Source organism: Kitasatospora sp. NPDC058406, from assembly GCF_042722765.1.
Taxonomy (GTDB): domain Bacteria; phylum Actinomycetota; class Actinomycetes; order Streptomycetales; family Streptomycetaceae; genus Kitasatospora.
Window position 1 is genome coordinate 1 of the sequence record NZ_JBHXKE010000009.1, and the last position, 17,517, is coordinate 17,517.

Here is a 17,517-nt window from a genome sequence, read left to right on the forward strand (position 1 = left end):
TAAGTGGGTGTTTCGCTCCTGGTTGTCGAGGTCAGGTTCCGTGCCAGGTGGGGGTCGTTTCGCCGGTGAGGCGGCGGGTCATGAGGCTGATCATCGCGACGTGGATCATGGCTTCGGATCGGGCCGGGAGGGCTTCGTAGTCGCGGGCGAGGCGGCGGTGGTTCATCAGCCAGCCCAGGGTGCGTTCGACGACCCAGCGGCGGGGCTGGACGGCGAATCCCCTGGTAGTGGGGTCACGAAGGACGATCTCGACGTCGATTCCGAGGGTGGCGCCATGTTCGATGACGGCGTTCTTGTAGCCCATGTCGGCCCAGGCCTTGCGCATGGTGGGGTGGTCGGCGGCCACCCGGGTCAGCAGCTGTTGGCCGGCGGTGCCGTCGTGCACGCTCGCGGCGGTGACCAGCACGGCCAGCAGCAGGCCGAGGGTGTCGGTGACGATGTTCCGCTTCCTGCCGACAATCTTCTTCCCGACGTCGATTCCCTGGGTTGCGGCGGGAACGTTGGTGGAGGTTTTCACGCTCTGGGAGTCGAGGATGCAGGCGGTCGGTGCCGGATTGCGGCCCTCGGCAGTGCGGACGAGGCGTCGCAGGAGGCCGTTGAGCTGCTCGAACACGCCGTCGCGTTGCCAGCGGGCGAAGTAGGCGTAGACGGTCTGGTGAGGCGGGTAATCGTGTGGGAGGTAGCGCCAGGGGATGCCGGTGCGGTCGACGTAGAGGATCGCGTCCAGCAGGTCACGCAGGTCGTGCTCGGCTGGCCGCCCGAAGGCCAGGGCGCGTGCGGTACGTTCCTCGCGCCAGGCCGTGAGGGTGGGTTCGACCAGGGCCCAGCGGGCGTCGGACAGGTCGCTCGGATACGGTCGGCGGGCCGTCATGATGACGGCATACTGCGGGATCGCTGCTCTGGCCAGAGGTCGCGGCCCTCGGCCGACAAATGCGCCTTGATCCGGCTTCCCGGGACGAGGCAGGAGGAACCGCGCAGTTCCGGCGGACATCTGCACGCTGGTGACACTTCCGCCCCACCAAGCCTCCGGAGTCACGGCAGCCGGGTCCGCTCCTCATCCCAAGAATCAGGACTAATCAGCCCGCTGAAGGATGAAACGCCCACTAAAATCCCCATCGGCACCTAAGGCTCCAGCCGGGGGTCGTCGATGTCGACGGCGACGATCCCGGGCGGATACAGCTCCGGCCGGGCCGTCAGGATCAGGTGCTGCTGCGGACGCACCGGGGTCGGCAGGCTCGTGGCGATCACGTGCGCCAGATCCTGACCCCCGTAGCCGTCACGGACCATCGTCGCCACCACCACCGCGGTCGGCGCGTCCAACGGCTCGAACTCGATCGCGGGCAGCGCCAGGACCGCGTTCGCCGTTCCCTCGTCCTTGACCTCGGCCTCGACCACGCACAGCACCGGCACCAGCAGATGCTGGAACGGGCTCCCCAGCGCGGAATCCACGATCCGGTGCAGGCGCTCGTGACCTGCGACCAACGCGGACAGGGCGCTCGAATCCAGAATGATCACGCGCTGCGCCTCGGGGCGACCTTGGCGCGGGCGTCCGCCGCGGCGATGTCGTAGACCCGCTGCAGCAGGTTCGGACCCTCGTCCAGCTCGGTGTCGGTGAGCGTCATGCCGAAGTGCTCGCGCAGCAGGCGGCGGCCCTCGGCCACGCGCTCCGCGATCTGCTCCGCGGTGGGCTGCTCGTCCACCAGCAGGGCCACCTGGGCGCCGATGGTGGTGCCGCGGGCCGCCGCGAGGGCGGCCAGCCGGTCGCGTGTGTCGGGGGAAACCTTGATCGTCGCATCAGCCATACCGCGATCGTACACCGCTGGTACACCAGCGGTGTACCGACTTCCCGGGGTAGTCGGGAGCCCTTGCCCTGTCGATCGGAGCCGCCGGCGCCGGGGAGGCGGCAGGCGCAGCAAGGGGCGTTCCAGCAGGGTGGTGGCCGGCCACCAGGCACTCTGGCGTGATGACCGGGCACGGTTCGGCCGGTACCTCGTTCGGGTTCGAGGCTATGACGGGATGCTGGTGCCCGTCCCCGGGGCTCCGACGGGCAACGTCCTCGGCTTCTGCTTCGCCGAAACGAACTTCGCATCGTGATACCGTTTGAACATCGGCGTTCTAGACTCGTATCAACGAAAAGACGTTCATCCGGTTCATAGGTTTTGGCCAACACCGGAGGCCGGACAATTCGGGAAAATGTTTCGAATTCGGAAAATTTCGAAGAAACTTCTCGAATCGAATGTAGGAAACTTTTCGTCACGAGTCGGGCGAATCGGCTGACGATTAGAAGTTGGAAGAAAGTTCCGGAAAATTTTCGGAGCCGACAAATGACGAAGCGGGCCCCGTCCAACAGCACCTGAGACGCACTGGATGGACGAGGCCCGCTCGGGGAGAGCAGCACCCGCTCGCGGCGGCGGCTCACCAACAGGGGCGGTAGGCCGGACCCACTCCGGCCTACCGCCCCTTGCCGCTACGGCTTCATCAGGAGCACGGGCAGGCCGATGGCGACGGCCGTGTGCACGATGTCAAAGACCCGCTGGACGATCTGGTGACGCCGCTCCTCGCGGAGCAGCAATCTCTCCCATGCCCGGTCGGTGGCTGACTGCTCCTCCGGGTCTGTGGGAGTGGACATGAAATTCCCCCTTTCCTCGACAGGTGGTGGCCAGGTCGGGCGCACCGAATAACCGAGCCCGTGGAGGCAGGCGGGGACCGTGGTCGAGGAGGTCGGAATTTCAGAGCTGCACTCAGGGGCCATCGTAGCCGACGGACCATCGGATCCCGGACCGAAGTCGGCCTGCGGGGACGAATTCAGGAAATGCGTAGGTCGGAGCCCTTTTTCGCCCCGTGGCAATTCACGTGAGGTCGGGCGGGAGCAGGGGCGTCGAGAGGCGCCCAGGCTTCCCGGCGCATCTCCATGCGCCGCTGGTAGTTCCGGCTGCGAAGTCTCAGCTGGATGTCCTGAGGCTGTCTCACTGATGTGTCAATGATGCGTTGGCCAAGGGTGCCGGAAGGCGCGGGCATCCTCTTCAGTTGTATGCCATTGAATGAGATTGGCGCATGGCGACTTGTGAGAATTCCCAAGTCACTCTGGCGAGAATTGCAATAGACGTAGCCCTCTGACCAGCAGCTTTTAAGCCATTGCATCTGTATGCGCAGGAAATCGGTTCCGCTGAAGCGGGGGATCCGGCCTGGCTCGCGGTGTAGTCAGGGTGGGGGTCGCCTTGTTGTGCAGAAGGAGTGAGGCTCGGGGGAGGGGAACGTCAGCCCTGCGTGCGCGGGGACGGTAACTCACGCTCGATACAGCGCAGTTCACGCTGAGTGTCAGCCCTGCGTGCGCGGGGACGGTTTGCCGATCCGAGGGGGCTGGTAGACGGACCCAGTGTCAGCCCTGCATGCGCAGGGACGGTCCCGCACACAGGTGCCTGGCCGTCCCGCCCGGTCAGACCGTCATCTCCCCGACGGCGAGCAGCGGAGGCCTCACCGGCCAGCATACGAAGACGGGCACGGGCAGGAGCCTTCCGACGGCGAGAAGCTGGGAGGACAGCGCCGCGTTCTTCTGCTGTGTCAGGCTGGGCCGGTCGCTCTTGGCGGCGGGGAACACAGGCCAACCCTGCGTGCGCGGGGACGGTGGGCCCTGGCCCGGGGTCGGCGTAGCGGACGGCGGTGTCAGCCCTGCGTGCGCGGGGACGGTTCCTAGTTCCCCGTCTCCGTGCCGAGGTGCAGGTGTCAGCCCTGCGTGCGCGGGGACGGTACTTCCTGGCCTGTGACTTTAGCTGCCCAAGACGCTGTTCTGTGCCGACTCGGCGGGTTGCCGAGCTTAGGGCGGACAAGGACAGGCGGATCGGGGGTCGGCGTAGTGGATCTGTCGATGATGGCAGCGGTCAGGATTGCCCGCCGGTAGAGGTGTTGCCGTTCTGGTCGTTGGGCCTGTTCCAGAGGTTTCTGTAGGTGCGGAGCTCGTCCGCCGCCAGTTCGGGGTCGCCCCTGACCGCGGACAGGGTGGTGTCCCAGTCCCGGAAGCCGTCGGTGCGGGGGGTGAGGAGTACACCGACGGATGTGAGGTTCGCGAGGTCCGTGTGCTGGCCGCGTTCGTGATGCCGGAGCCGGAGCCAGGCGGAGAACGCGGCGCGCGTGGTGTCGGTCAGGGCGGAGCAGACGGCGAAGCCGAGTTGGTCCTCGCCGGGTCCGGCCATGAAGGTCCGCATCCACCACGCCGTGGTGCCTTCCGCAGCCTCGGGGGCCGCGGCCAGAGCGTCGAGGAGACGGCGACCCAGTTCCGTTCGGTGCCCGACCGGCAGGCTGTCGAGGGAAGCCAGGACCTCTTGCAGGGTCTCCTGCTCGTCGGGGTTGATCGGGCTGGTGGCGACATCCTCGAGCATGAGGCGCACCATGGTGTGGGCCTCGTCGTCGTCGCTGCCGGCCGGGGCCGCGGGCAGCAGTGGAATGCTGCGTCTCTGTGCACCGCGTGACGCCCACGACGGGTCCACCGGTCCTGGGGGAGCGTCGGCGTCGGCGGCGGCCAGTTCGTAGTAGCGTTCCGGTTCGCCGCCGAGGACGGGCGTCGAGGTGGCGACGCGGTGGAGGTAGCCGACCACAGCGTGGGTGGAACGCAGCTGGTTGAACAGGAACTCCCAGTCCCGGCGCAGCAGGGCGATCACGGGTGTTGCGCCGTCCTGTGCGGGGACGTTCAGCTCTTGTGGAGGGTCGGGGTGCTCGATGATGGTGACGCCGACCCAGTCGATGGCCGGACTGTCGATGTCGAGGCCGGTACCCCGCCCGCTGATCATCCGGGCGCCCTGGGCCTTGAGCCGGCGTGCGGTGCCCTGGATCTGCTTTCCCGCCGAGGTCAGCTGTTTGAGGACCCAGGACGTCTCGCGTTCGGGAGTACCGGGTTCGCCTTCGCGTGCCTTGACCTGAACGATGATGCCCCGGCCGCCGACCACGAGGAGTCCGTCGCTGATCTCCCGCACCCCGCGTCCTTTGCGTTCCACGCTCGGTGACATCACGAAGTCGGGCAGTCCCCAGGTCGCTGCGGCGTCGGTGACGGCTGTCTCCGCGGCGCTGCCCCGCCGGTCATGGTGGCGCAGAGGTGTCGCGTGCGGGACGGCCCGCTCGTACACCCCGTGGCGCGTGCTCACTATCAGGGTGAGCGTGTCGCTGTCCTGGACCCGTCCCAGACCGATGTCCGACGAGGCAAGGGCCGCGAGTTCCTCGGCCGACCAGTGCCTCGAGGACCGTGTGGCGTCGATCCAGGTGTTCGAACGGTCGGCAGGGTCGGGGGGCAGTACGCGTCTGCTGCCCGGGACCTGGCTCGAGAGCCAGTCGAACGAGAGCGCGAACCGGGTCACCGTCTCGATCGCGAGTGTCTGCCTCCCATCGAAGGTGTCCTCGGTGCCGAGCGGGGCGAACCCTTCGGTGAAGCACAGGTCGACGTAGGTGCCTGCCTCCGTGCTCACGGCGACTTCCGGGTGGTAGGAGCTCAGCCGGTAGCGCGCCAGGATGCGTTCCTCGTCCCCGAGCGGACCGGGCTCCGCGGCCTCCAGCCACTCGACCACGGCGGGTGCTTCGGCATGGACCTGCGGCTCGACGGGAGTCGCCCACACGCCCACCGTCGCGCCCGCGTCCAGAGCCGCCTCCCACTCGAGCAGGTGGGCCAGGCCCCGGCGAATCCCGTCGATGACCTCGTCGCCCGTTTGTCCGTGGAAGGGCTGGCAGTCCCGGACCATCGCCACGTGCGACCGCAGGGTGCCGTCCATGCACGACTCGGCCAGCAGCGCCCGGAGCCCCTCCGACGAATCGGCGACCGGAAAGAACCGGGGCATTTCGGGCCTACGCGGACGGCGCTGCACACTGAACGTCTCGACCGACTCCTCCACCAGCGCATCCAGGCACGCCCACAGCTCTACGACGCATCGGCTGAACAGCCTGGTCAGTTCAGCCTGCGCCCCGGGCGGCCACGCCACCCACGCACTGATGACGCCGGATCCATCGGCATGCGTGACCACGCCCTCCTCGACAAGCCCGTCCTCAAGGACCCGGCCCCACAACACCGCCATCGCCGCCTTGGCCTGCTGCGCATCCTGCAGATGCTGCCACGCGCGCGGATAGTGCTCTCTGATCACAGGGTCGACCGTAGCGCCGGGCACTGTCACTGCCCGGTATTCGGGTCCCGCCGGCGGCGGCCGGCGATAGTCGGCGGGCGGGCCGCCTGCAGCGTCCCGGGGTTCTCGACAACACGGGCCGCCCTGACAGGGGTGACCTGTCGGACGGGACCGCTACGGTGTCGGCAGCCGCGAATGTCGGTTCGACAGGGTCGGCAGGGACGGGTTCGAGGAACGGAGTGCTCGTGCGCGTGGATCGGTTCTGCACCGAGGAGGACCGCCCTCCACACCTCGATTCGCACGGCTTCCTTCCGGAGAGGCGCCTCCTGCCGTCCACAGGAGGACTCCCCGAAGGCGTGGTGGAGGTTTCCGATGTCCTCGCACGGTCCGCGGTCCTGCTGGGAGAGGCCGGCGCGGGCAAGACCCACGTACTGACCGGCCTCTTTCAGCACTCCTCCCCGCACGACGCACCCCGATGGAACGCCCGGGCCTGGGTGGACATGGGCCAGGTCGACAGGTGGGAGGACTTCGTCCGCAAAGCGGCACCCGTCCTCGACCGACTTACCCCGCCCGACGGTTCCGCCGCACCGACCGGGCAGCGGTTCCTGCTCGTCGTCGACGGTGTCGACGAGTGCCGAGCCAAGCCCAAACACATCGCCGGCTGGATGGAGGACCTCGCCCGCGCCCACGACTGCCGCGCGCTGCAGGTGGTCATCGGCTGCCGCAGCACGGCCTTCACAGCCGTCCTCCGGCGGGCGGTGGCCGAGGCGTTCGGCATCACGACAGCACACGTGCTCGCGCCCCTGCGCCGCCAGGACGTCGACACCGCAGCCACCACCCGCAACGTCGATCCCGAGGCGTTCACCCGCGCTGTCGCCGACGCGGGAGCCGAAGCCCTCGCCCGGATGCCGCTGACCCTGAACCTTCTGCTCGACCTCTACCAGGCCGACCGCAGCCTGCCCCCCAGCCGTGCGGAGCTGTACCGCCGCGCACTACCGCTCGCCGTCGTTCGGCAAGGCGACGGCCGGGACCCCGACGACCTGCATGGCAGCCCGGAGCAGCGCCTCGCCGTGGCCGGCCTGACCGCCTGCCACCTGCTGCTCACCGGCGCTCCCGCGGTGAGCCTGACGCACCAACCGCTTCCGCACGATCGCCACCTCGCCGTCGACGACCTCATCAACGCCGAGGCCACCCCGTCCCGGAGCGCTTTCTCGCAACCGCTCGTGCGGAGCGTTCTGGAGAGTCCGCTGTTCGCTGGCGCCGGTCCGGGACTGGTCAAGCCCGTGCACGCATCCATCGCCTCCTACCTGGCTGCCCGCCACCTTCTCGACCACAATGTGCCCCGCCCGCAGCTGCAGAGCCTGCTCGTCCAACGTGGCGAAGGCGGCACTCCCGGAATTCTCGGCGACCTGCACGAACTCGCCGCATGGCTCGTCGCGCTGCGCCCCTCGCTCGGTTCCTGGCTGATCGACGCCGACCTCGAAGCGGTCGCCGCCTACAGCTCCTACATCGGCGACCCGCAATGCCAGCACCAGATCATCGATCGCCTCCTGGAACGGGCCCGGACAGGTCGACTGAACTCCGACCCGTGGTGGTCCGGTCCGGCCCACCGCCTGCGCCACCCCGGCCTCGCCGCGCAGCTGAGGCCCGTCCTCACCGCTCGGACCACCGCAGACGGGGCGGGTGCCGAACCCGACTCCGAGGAGATGGAGTTCGCACTGGCAACGGTGGCCGCCAGTGACCTCACGGAACTGCTCACGGAGGTGGCAGCCCTGGCAGTCGATCCACGCCGATCTGTCGGACTGCGCGGCCGGGCGGCGTTCGTTGCTTCCCTCCTCGACCGCCCGGCCGCCGCGCCGCTCCTCAAGCCGATCCTGACCGAACTGCGCGAGCACCCGGAGCGCGACCCGGACCACGTCCTGCGAGGCCGAGTGGTGACCGCCGCCTGGCCCGAACACCTCACCGCAGCCGAGCTCCTGACTGTGCTTGTGTCGCCGCACAGGAACAGCAGCAGAAGCTACGAAAGGTTCTGCCTGTCACTGCCCGGCCGACTCACGGACACGGACCTGGCCCCGTTCCTCCACTGGGCCTCCGAAGCACTGAACGGATCCCCGCCAGGAACCTCCGCAACCGCCAGCGACAGCAGCCCGAACACCTCCCACCAGTGGTCCACATGGGCGCACGTCGACGACATGACGCAAGACCTCCTGGACCGGGCCATGACCGGACCCGGTGCCGCCGGCAGAATCCCCGCGACAGCACGCTGGCTCCACCCACTGCTGCGCACCCACCCCACACTGGCAGTGCCACTGCCGCTCTGCACCCCCGACTCCGAACCCGGCGCAGCCGAGGCCAGACACCTACGCCGCCTCCTGGCCCTGGAACTCCTCGAACTGGCCCAGGAAGACGAGGACGCCTACCTCCTGGCCGAGGGCTGGACACCCAGAACCACCTCGGCACGCCTCACCCGGCGCGCCGTCCCAACACCCACCCACGCACCCGAACCGGTCCCGGAGCCCCGCAGCGCACTCCTCGACAGCACCGACCTGCCCTGGCTCATCGAGCTGGAACGCGACCTCGACGACCACCCGGCCGCACTGCTGTGCCACCTCGTCTCCCACTGCTGGTCCCCGCGCGACCCGCAGTCCCAAGACATGGCTTGGAACACACGCGGAACCCGGATCTGGGCCACCCTCTTCGCCCCGTACTTCGACCCCGTCCCCCTGCACGGGCCCCGCGCAGAGATGCTCCGCGAACAGGCACGACGCGCGGCGGAGCGAAGGCCGGCACCACGTCAATGGGACGGCTACGACACCTGGGCCCACCGCACCACAGAACTACTGGGCAAAGCAGAAGCCGGCGACACCGACAGCTTCTGGCAGCTCTGCGTGGCCCTGCTCCGCGACCCCGACAGCGGCCGCCAGGACGCCGGCCTGGAGCACGGCCTGACCACCCTTCCCGGAACGGCCGTCCTCCCCGCCGACGCAGAGCACCGACTGCTGGCCGCAGCCCGCCACTACCTCGACGCACCGGACACCGGAGGCACCCAGTGGATCGGCACCAGCACGATCTCCTGGCGAGCCTGGGCCGGCGCCCTCGCCCTCACAGCCCTCCACACCCACCCGACGTCGCACCCCCACAGCATCACCCCCGCGCACTGGCGCCGCTGGGCACCAGTCCTCCTGGACCTGTCACCGACGACAGACGACCAAACCGCAGACCTCCTACGCGCGGCCACCCCCCACGCCACCGAGGAACTCCACGACACCTACCTCGCACTCCTCGACGCCGCGATCACTTGCCAGAAGTTCTGCACCGCCCTGCCCCTCGCCCCGCACATCTGGACCACAGCCCTCGAAACCCGCCTCACCGATACCATCCCCCACTACCTCGACCAAGCACTGCACGACGAAACGAGCCCACCCGCCAACCCCGGCAACGACCCCAACCACAACACCATCACCGAACTGCTGCGCCTCACCTGCGACCTGGCCCGCCCCGAGGCGCGGGTAGCAGTACTGGCTGACCTGGACGCGAAGCTGAGGACCATCGGCACGGACCGCACATCCCCGTTCGTGGCCGAACTCGCCGCGTTCCTGCTGCAGATGAGCCCGGCCCGGGCATGGCCGATCGTCGTCAGCCGACTGAGAGCCGACCAGGAGTCCTACGACCTTCTCGAGCGACTGATCCTGGACCGCGGTCGCACGCACTGGCTTGACGCACTGGCTGAAGGCCAGGCCGCCGACCTCGCCAGTCTCCTGATCGACCGCTACCCGTACAGGACGACGAGCCCCCCGCGGCGCACCAGGTGGGTCGGGTACGAGCAGAACGGCCCGGAGCACCGCGACACCGTGGTCCAGTACCTCGCGGCCAGGGGATCGCTGGATTCGGTCGACGAGCTCCGCCGCCTCACCCACTCCCACCCCCACGCAAAACCACTGGCCAGAGCCCTGCGCACCGCCCAGCGCAACCACCGTGAACGCACCTGGACACGACCCGGCTCCCACGAACTCCATGCCATCCTGCAGGACCCCAGGCGACGCCTGGTACGGGACGGTGCAGACCTCACCGACGTGGTACTCGATGCGCTCGCCACGTTGCAACATGACCTGACTCAAGGAACCCTCCCCGCAGCCCTCCTGTGGAACGACACCACCCCCGAAGTCGTCAACGGCGAACCCACTCGCCGGCGCCTGCGCTACCCCAAGGACGAGAACCTCATCTCCGACTACCTCGCCCACTACCTGACCAACCAGCTAGTGGACAGCGGAATCGTGATCGGGCGCGAGGTCCAGATCAACCGGAACATCGGCGGCGCCGGGGACCGCCTCGACCTTCTCCTGCGGACGGCGGCGAACAACCCTGCCCCAGACCTCAACGCCCCAGGGATCGCCACCGTCGTCATCGAGGTCAAGGGGAACTGGCACAATCATCTCCAGAACGCGATGGAGACACAGCTGGCAAACGACTACATCCCCGCCCTGAGCGCCACCCACGGCCTCTACCTCGTCGCCTACTTCCCCGCATCACAATGGACATCACCGGACCGCGCCATGCCGGCCGCAGTCCGCAAACAGACGCCCGACACGCTGCGCGGCGCCCTGCAGGAACAGGCAGCAAGGCTGAGCACGGAAGGGGGCGCCGACATCCGAGCCGTGCTGCTCGACTTCAGCCTGCGTGAAACGGCGGACCGCAACCGCAAGTCCGCGACACGCCCAGGAAAGTAGCGAGAGGCCCAGGCAACAGCGCTCCCACCCGATGAGTATCTGGGCACCGGCGACCCGGACCGCGCTGCGCCTGCCGCAGTCCTGCGGGCCCCTCATGGGCTTTCCGCCGGACCGAGAGCACCCGCCGCTGGCCCGGCTGTCTCCCCTGCGCGGGACGGACCCGCCGGTCGTGCCCGGAGCTCACTGCCAAGTCACCTCCTCGACACCTCAGCCGAGGTGCTGGTACTTGCGGCAGACGTCCCTGGCATCCCGATGATGAGCGTTGGGGGCCGCAGGTGCGATGGGGAACAGGGGAGGGTCCCCCCGAGAGCACGGTGAACCGAGGCGAGGATTGTCTGGTCGGCGGGGCCGCCACAGCCATCCACTGGACCGCGCGACGACGCACATTGTCCTGCGCCTTCCTCGTCTGCTGGAGGCGCGGGCCAGGACTGCCGGAACCGTGTGCAGCGAGGAAGTGAGTTCTCGCTCCGAAGGTCGGCGTCGGCCCCCAGGGACCTGTCCGGCCAACCGGACGCTCAGAACCAGTCCACTGGCACTCAAAGCCTGATGCGATGTCGCCGGCTTACGGGCAAAGGCGACGGCCGGTCGATCGAAACAATCGGGTCAGGCATTCGACCGGGTGCTGCCGGGTAGCGTCGGCGACGCGGTCGGGGCGGGGGAGCGGGGGTGGCCGGGTGGCGCGGTGGAGGCAGAAGCTCACCGAAGGTGAGCTCCTGGAGCTGATCGGCGCGTGGTGCCATTGGCCGGGCTGTGGCCGTCCCCTGACCGCGCGGGTGAACGGAGAGTGGGTCCTTGACGCGGTGATCGCCCACATCCGCGCGCAGCGCCCTGGAGGCAAGCGCCACGATCCCTCCTGGACCCGTGAACAGCTGGACGGCCCCGAGAACCTGCTGCTGCTCTGCCCGCCGCACCACAAGGTGATCGATGGGGCGGGCGCCGACGCCTATCCGGTGGAGCTGCTCGAGAGCTGGAAGCCCAACCGCGCGCCGACCACTGGCGACTGGCAGGACCCGCACCTGATCGAAGGCACGACCGCGGGTCACCGCCCGGCACCGGCGGCTTGGCGATCGTGGCCAGCCGTGGCGGAACTCGACGCCCTGGCCGCGGGCGTGCGCCCCAGCTGGGAGCACGGCGGCGACAGCCTACCTGCCTACGTTCCGCGCGACCTCGATCAGCACCTCACCGACCTGCTCGCGATAGCCGGCGCCCAGGGGGGCATGGTGCTGGTCACCGGTGACACTGGATGCGGGAAGTCCCGCCTCGCTCTCGAGGCCGCCCGCCGCGCACTACCCGACCACCTCGTGTGTCAGGTCCCCAACGGCGGTTTGCAGGCGGCGATCACGGCCGTGGTGCACTGTCCCGAGCCCCGCCTGCTGTGGCTGGACGGTCTCGAGCACCACGACCGGCTGCAGGGCCCCGACATCGCTGAACTCCGGCGCTGGCGCATCCCGGTCCTCGCCACCGTCCACGCCCAGCACCTCCCACCACCAACCGCCCCCCATGCCACAGCGGCCGGGCATGCCGGTGCAGTGCTTTCCGCCGGAGTCGTGGGTCAGGCCTCGATCGTCTTCCTCGACCGGGCCTGGAGCCCCGCCGAGATGCAGCGCGCCCGGACCGCCGCCGATCCGCGAGTTCAGGACGCAGCCGACCAGTGCACCCACCGGGGAGTCAGCGAGTTCCTTTCGGCCGGTCCCGCCTTGCGGGCGGCGTGGCAAGCGGCCTGGCGCGTCGGCGGCAACCCCCGAGGAGCAGCCCTCGTCCGGGGCGCCCTCGACCTGGCCCGCACCGGCCTGCGAGGCCCGCTGCCGGACGACCTGCTCACCCGGACCCACCGCTACTACCTCGCCGACGCCGGCGGCGACCTGCTGCGCCCCGAACCACTGGAGGAGGCGTTCGCCTGGGCCGACGGCAGCCGGGTCGGAATGACGAGCCTGCTCCAGCCCGCCGCGAGCGGGGCGCGACGCCCCTTCGCCAGCCTCCTCGACGATGCCCCATCGCAGCCCTCGGAATCCATCCACCCGCTCGTGTGGTTCGAAGCGCTCGGCAGCGCCCGGGATACCAGAACGGCCTGGGCCGTGGCATCCAATGCGCAGCGTGAACAGCCTTCGATCGCCAGCAGGCTGTGGCGGATCCTGCGCGAGGCCGGCCTCACCCCGGTGCTGTGGCACCAGGCCGCAATCCTGATCCAAGACGACCGGGCCGAGGAAGCCCTTCGCTTCCTGAGCGAGCACGCAGATCCTGCGGACGCCTTCGCGCGGCGCCTCACCGCCCTGGCCCTGAGCGAGCTCGACCGCCTGGACGAAGCCGAGACGGCGTGCCGGGAAGCCCATGCGCTCGGTGACACGGACAGCCTCGCCGACCTGGCACAGATCCTTGCCCAGCGCGGGCACCTCGATGAAGCCGAACGCTTCTTCCGGCGCGCCGCCCGGGCTGGGGCCCACAACGCCTGGTTCAATCTGGGTGTCCTGCTCGCCGACCGCGGCAAGACCCGGCAGGCCATCCACGCCTACAAACAGGCCGCTTCCGCCGGCGACAGGGACGCGCTGGCGAACCTGGGCCGGCTCCTCGCCTCCACCGGGAAGACCCGCGCCGCGGAAGCGGCACTTCGCCAGGCCACCGACCTCGGCGACCTGGAAGCACAGCTGGACCTCGCCAACCTCCTCAAACGCCTGCGCCGCACCGACGAAGCCGTGCAGGCCTACCAGCGGCTGATCGAGCACGGCGACGCCCGGGCCTGGATCAACCTCGGAAACCTCCACGCCGATAACGACCAGCCGGGCCAGGCCGAGCACGCCTACCGGCAAGCCCTTCAAGCGGGCCTGCCCATCGCCCACTACTACCTGGGACGACACCTGGCGGCCGAGCAGCACTGGCACGAGGCCGCACTACATCTGCGCCGAGCCGCGAACACGGGCGCGACCGACGTAGGCCTCCACCTCGGCCTCGCGCTCAAAGAACTGGGAGAGACCCAGGAGGCCAAGAACGTGCTCAGCGCCGCCGCGAGGGCTGGCGAGCCGCTGGCCGCCGTTGCCTTTGCCACCGTCGCCGACGAAGCGGACGAGGACGAGCGCCGCGCGCTGCTCCACCAAGCGGCCAGCGGCGGAGACCTCGACGCAATGGTCCTGGTGATGCTCGACCTCGAGCACAGCGGGCACCGGCAGCTGGCCGAAGACTTCCGCTGGCGCCTGGCAGTCTGCGGTGACTCCGTGACCGCCGCGGTCCTCGCCGCCTGTAGCCCTTCCCCGACCGCCGCAGTGTGCTGACAGGATGCCAGTCGGCGGCCATTCGAACAGGACTATGCCTCGGGCTGTCGAATCGCGGTCACGAACTGTCGGAAGGCCGGAGCAGGCCGTCGACGCGGGGGCGAGCGGGGTGAGTGCCCAGTCGGCAGCTTATGGAACGGAGTGTCTGGTGGAGCGAGGCGAGCGGTGGGCGCACCGGGCTGCGCCGTACAAGGGACCGGTCAGCGAGGTCGAGGTGCTGAAGGTCGGCACCCAGCGGCCCGTTCGAGTGAAGGTGCGGTTCGTCGCCGACGAGGCGGAGGGCCGCGAGGAATGGGTGCCCAAGGCGCGGCTGCGCGTGCGCTGGGAGGAGAAGGACGCCTGGCTCCACCGGCAGGATCGGTGGGGCGCGTTGATCAGTGACGGGCCCGAGGACGATCACGACGCGGACTTCGTCGCAGCGAGCCTGGTCTTCGACTCCTGCCCGGTGACCGAGACAGTCTCCCTGGGCTGGAACACCCGCGAGCGGGGGGTGCTCTACGTCCACGACGTGCCGGCACTCGCCTCGATGCTGCAGGTCCCGCAGGACCTCTTCGCCTCCGACCCGCGCACGTTCACCGACGACCACGGCACACTCAACGCTCCCTGGCCGACCGCCCTCGCCGTCGCCGAGCGAATCGCAGCCGTTCACGCCGCACACCTGGTCGCTGTCCTCGCCGAACAGGAGAAACAGGCGCAGCACGACGCGATCTACGGCCGCTACTACCGCGGCCGCGGAAAGGACCAGGGCATGCACGTCAGCCCGGAGATCTGCGACGAAGTCGACCAGAAGTACCAGCCCGGCCGCGACCTGGTCCGCCAGTGGTGCGGCACCGACGCGACCGGCCGGCTGGACGAACTCCAGGCACTGCGCGCCGAGGTGATCCGCATCGGCAAGCTCACAGACGAGGCCATCACAGCACTCCACGCCGCAGGGGAGAAACGCAAAGCCGACGACCTCGAAAGACGGCTGGGCATCCCACTCGAATCCCTGCGCAACGCCGCCGACAGCCAGCACTGACTCACACCCCTGTCCGCCGCACTTCCTGCGAGGCGACCCTTGGCCCCGGGCCTGAACGACCGACAACTCGCCGTGCTGCGCCGCATCTGCGAGTCGGGAAATCCGGTCACCTCGGCCGACTCGCACCTGGTCAACAGCGTCTACGCGCTGCGCAGAAGAGGACTCGTGACCACCCACTGGGAGAGCGGCGGCTGGACGGCCTCCGCGACACCCGCAGGGCGCGAGCACGTGAGCCGCACGAACGACCCGACGTGTACACCACCACTGACCGCAGGCCCCGCCCACGCGTCAACCGATGGCCTAGCGACCACTGCAGGAGGGATCGCGACAGCTCAGGAAGCCGCGCGGCTGATCGCGGACCTCGAGCAGGCGGGCGGCACCCTGCGCGTGCCCGACCCGGCATCCGACGAGCGGGCCCGGTTGCGCCGCCTTGTGCATACTGGGAGGACTGGCGGCGCGCTGCCGCCGGGGCGCAGGCTGTCGTATACCGGGCGCGACCAGGGGGACGTCGTCATCCGGCTCCTCGAGGGCCCGCGACCTTTGGGACCGGCTGAACGATCCACCCCGATTCCGGTGCCCGATGACTTGCCGGCCGAAGCAGTTCACGCAACGGTGCGTGACTGCCCGCTGCAGGTGTGCGCCGGCTGCCGAGACCGAGCTGTGCGTATCCTCCATGCACTGGCCACAGCGGCGGAGGAGCATGGCATGGGGATTGCCCCGGCGGCGCAGGAACGCCAGACCCTGGTGATCGAATCCTCGGGCAGCGAGTTCCCCATCGTCCTGACCGAGAGCACCATCGAGCCCCCTGATCTCGACAGCGTTGACTACGCATGGCAGCGCGTCACCAAGCACACCACCGCGCCCTCGCACCAACTCGACATCAGGCTGGCCTACGACTGGGCACACCGAGGACGTCGGCACCAGTGGGGAGACCGACAATGTTGGAGGCTCGAGGACAGGCTTCCCCAGGTCCTGCAGGAGATCCAGCAGCGCGTGGACATCACCCGCGACCGGCGTCTCGCTCACGAGCGGCAGGAACTCGAGACCAGGCTCGCCTGGCAGGCAGCCATGGACCGGGCCCGCTGCGAGGTCCTCGCTTCGCACCGCCGCGACCGCCTGCGCGAACAGGTCGACGCATGGCACGAAGCCGTGCGTGTGCGCGCCTACTGCGACGCCCTCCAACAGCACCTCACCCGGGAAGCGGCGCCCGATCCGGAAGCGCGCGCAACACTCGAATGGATCACCTTGGCACGTGCTCATGCCGACAGCATCGATCCGATCCCCACCTACCCGCGAACCCCTGCCGACCCGGTGATCACCCCCGAGTGCCTGCGTCCCTTCCTGCCTGGCTGGAGCCCGCATGAGCCGAAGCGACGATGACCCACGGCCCTCGTAGCTGGCGGCCGCGCTCCTGCTTTCCATCGTCGCACGGCGAGGCTGGACAGCATGGCCGGTACGAGCCCACCGGAGTGGTGTCAGCCCTGCGTTCGCAGGGAGGATGCGAGTAGCGCGGCCCTCACCGTGGCGTCGGTGGTGTCAGCCCTGCACGCGCGGGGGCCGGAGGGTGCGGCCGAGGGCGATTTTCCCATGGACGGTGTCAGCCCTGCGTGCGCAGGGACGAGCCGAGGACGCGCTGAGTCAGCAGCCAGCCGGCCGTGTCAGCCCTGCGGTACGCGAGGACAAATTCGAGCGGGTCTTCGGGTCGATCAACACGCTGGTGTCACCCCTGCGCGCGCAGGGACAAGGGGGCCTGCTTGTGATCGCGCTCCCACACCTGGGTGTCAGCCTCGAGTGCGCGGGGACGGGGAGCTCGTAGTGATGCGGGGCGGTCGGCCGTGGGTGTCAGCCCCGCATGCGCAGGGATGAGTGAGCCGGCATCGACGTCACGGACACTCCGCTGGAGTCAGCCCTGCGTGTGCGGGGACGAGACGTGCGCGGTCAGCTAGGCACAGGCACGGAAGGGATCAGCCCGGTGTGCGCCGGGACGACGGAGACGAGGCTCGTCTCCTACGTCGCCTTGGTGTCAGCCCCGCGTGGGCGGGGACGAGGGGCGCTTGGCCAGCAGGTAGACGCCAGAGCGCGTGTCAGCCCTGCGTTGGCGGGGACGGGAAGATCAAGGCGCGCCGGATGCGGCAGGACTACGTGTCAGCCTTGCATGCGCGAGGACGGGGGTCGGCGGCGTAGAGGTAGGAGTCGACGGTGTCAGCCCTGCGTGCGCGGGGATCGAGCCTTCAAGCCTGCAGCGTCAACGGCACAGGGCGGCTGTTAATGGCCGGTTCGCCGCGGTTGAGGGGAAATGCCCGGAAACACCGGGGGGGTTTGGGGGGGGCGGGGGTAAAGGGGTTCCGCGAGCGGCATGTTATCACCCCGGGGGGGCTGTGGGCGACCGGCGGCGGGGGAGCGGTGGGGGA

At 69.3% G+C, this 17,517-nt stretch carries 9 protein-coding genes; 4 read left to right on the forward strand and 5 right to left on the reverse strand.

Features of this window, described 5'->3' with window-relative positions:
• Positions 1-31: 31 nt before the first annotated feature.
• From ACFWOG_RS03375 to ACFWOG_RS03395, 5 genes are all read right to left on the reverse strand, one after another.
• On the reverse strand, positions 32-871 hold the full coding sequence (locus tag ACFWOG_RS03375; protein WP_380354229.1) for an IS5 family transposase: 840 nt from the start codon (positions 869-871) through the stop codon (positions 32-34).
• Positions 872-1,122: 251 nt separating this feature from the next.
• Complete coding sequence (locus tag ACFWOG_RS03380) at positions 1,123-1,515, reverse strand: hypothetical protein (protein WP_380354232.1); 393 nt, start codon at positions 1,513-1,515, stop codon at positions 1,123-1,125.
• Positions 1,512-1,802: a hypothetical protein gene (locus ACFWOG_RS03385; RefSeq protein ID WP_380354235.1), complete on the reverse strand. Its 291-nt coding sequence runs from the start codon at positions 1,800-1,802 to the stop codon at positions 1,512-1,514. The genes ACFWOG_RS03380 and ACFWOG_RS03385 overlap by 4 nt, the downstream gene beginning before the upstream one ends.
• Positions 1,803-2,467: 665 nt before the next feature.
• Positions 2,468-2,629 (reverse strand): hypothetical protein, encoded by a 162-nt coding sequence (locus tag ACFWOG_RS03390; RefSeq protein WP_380354237.1) that lies wholly within the window; start codon positions 2,627-2,629, stop codon positions 2,468-2,470.
• Between the two features lie 1,249 nt (positions 2,630-3,878).
• Positions 3,879-6,119 (reverse strand): hypothetical protein, encoded by a 2,241-nt coding sequence (locus tag ACFWOG_RS03395; RefSeq protein ID WP_380354240.1) that lies wholly within the window; start codon positions 6,117-6,119, stop codon positions 3,879-3,881.
• 335 nt (positions 6,120-6,454) lie between these two features.
• Here ACFWOG_RS03395 and ACFWOG_RS03400 point away from each other — a divergent pair, with 335 nt between their 5' ends.
• The 4 genes from ACFWOG_RS03400 (at position 6,455) to ACFWOG_RS03415 (ending at position 16,486) form a co-directional block, all read left to right on the forward strand.
• On the forward strand, positions 6,455-10,825 hold the full coding sequence (locus ACFWOG_RS03400) for an NACHT domain-containing protein (protein WP_380354242.1): 4,371 nt from the start codon (positions 6,455-6,457) through the stop codon (positions 10,823-10,825).
• 800 nt (positions 10,826-11,625) lie between these two features.
• Positions 11,626-14,088, forward strand: a complete 2,463-nt coding sequence (locus ACFWOG_RS03405; protein ID WP_380354245.1) for a tetratricopeptide repeat protein — start codon at positions 11,626-11,628, stop codon at positions 14,086-14,088.
• Positions 14,089-14,236: 148 nt separating this feature from the next.
• Complete coding sequence (locus ACFWOG_RS03410; protein WP_380354248.1) at positions 14,237-15,106, forward strand: hypothetical protein; 870 nt, start codon at positions 14,237-14,239, stop codon at positions 15,104-15,106.
• A gap of 72 nt (positions 15,107-15,178) precedes the next feature.
• Complete coding sequence (locus tag ACFWOG_RS03415) at positions 15,179-16,486, forward strand: hypothetical protein (RefSeq protein ID WP_380354250.1); 1,308 nt, start codon at positions 15,179-15,181, stop codon at positions 16,484-16,486.
• Positions 16,487-17,517: the final 1,031 nt, after the last annotated feature.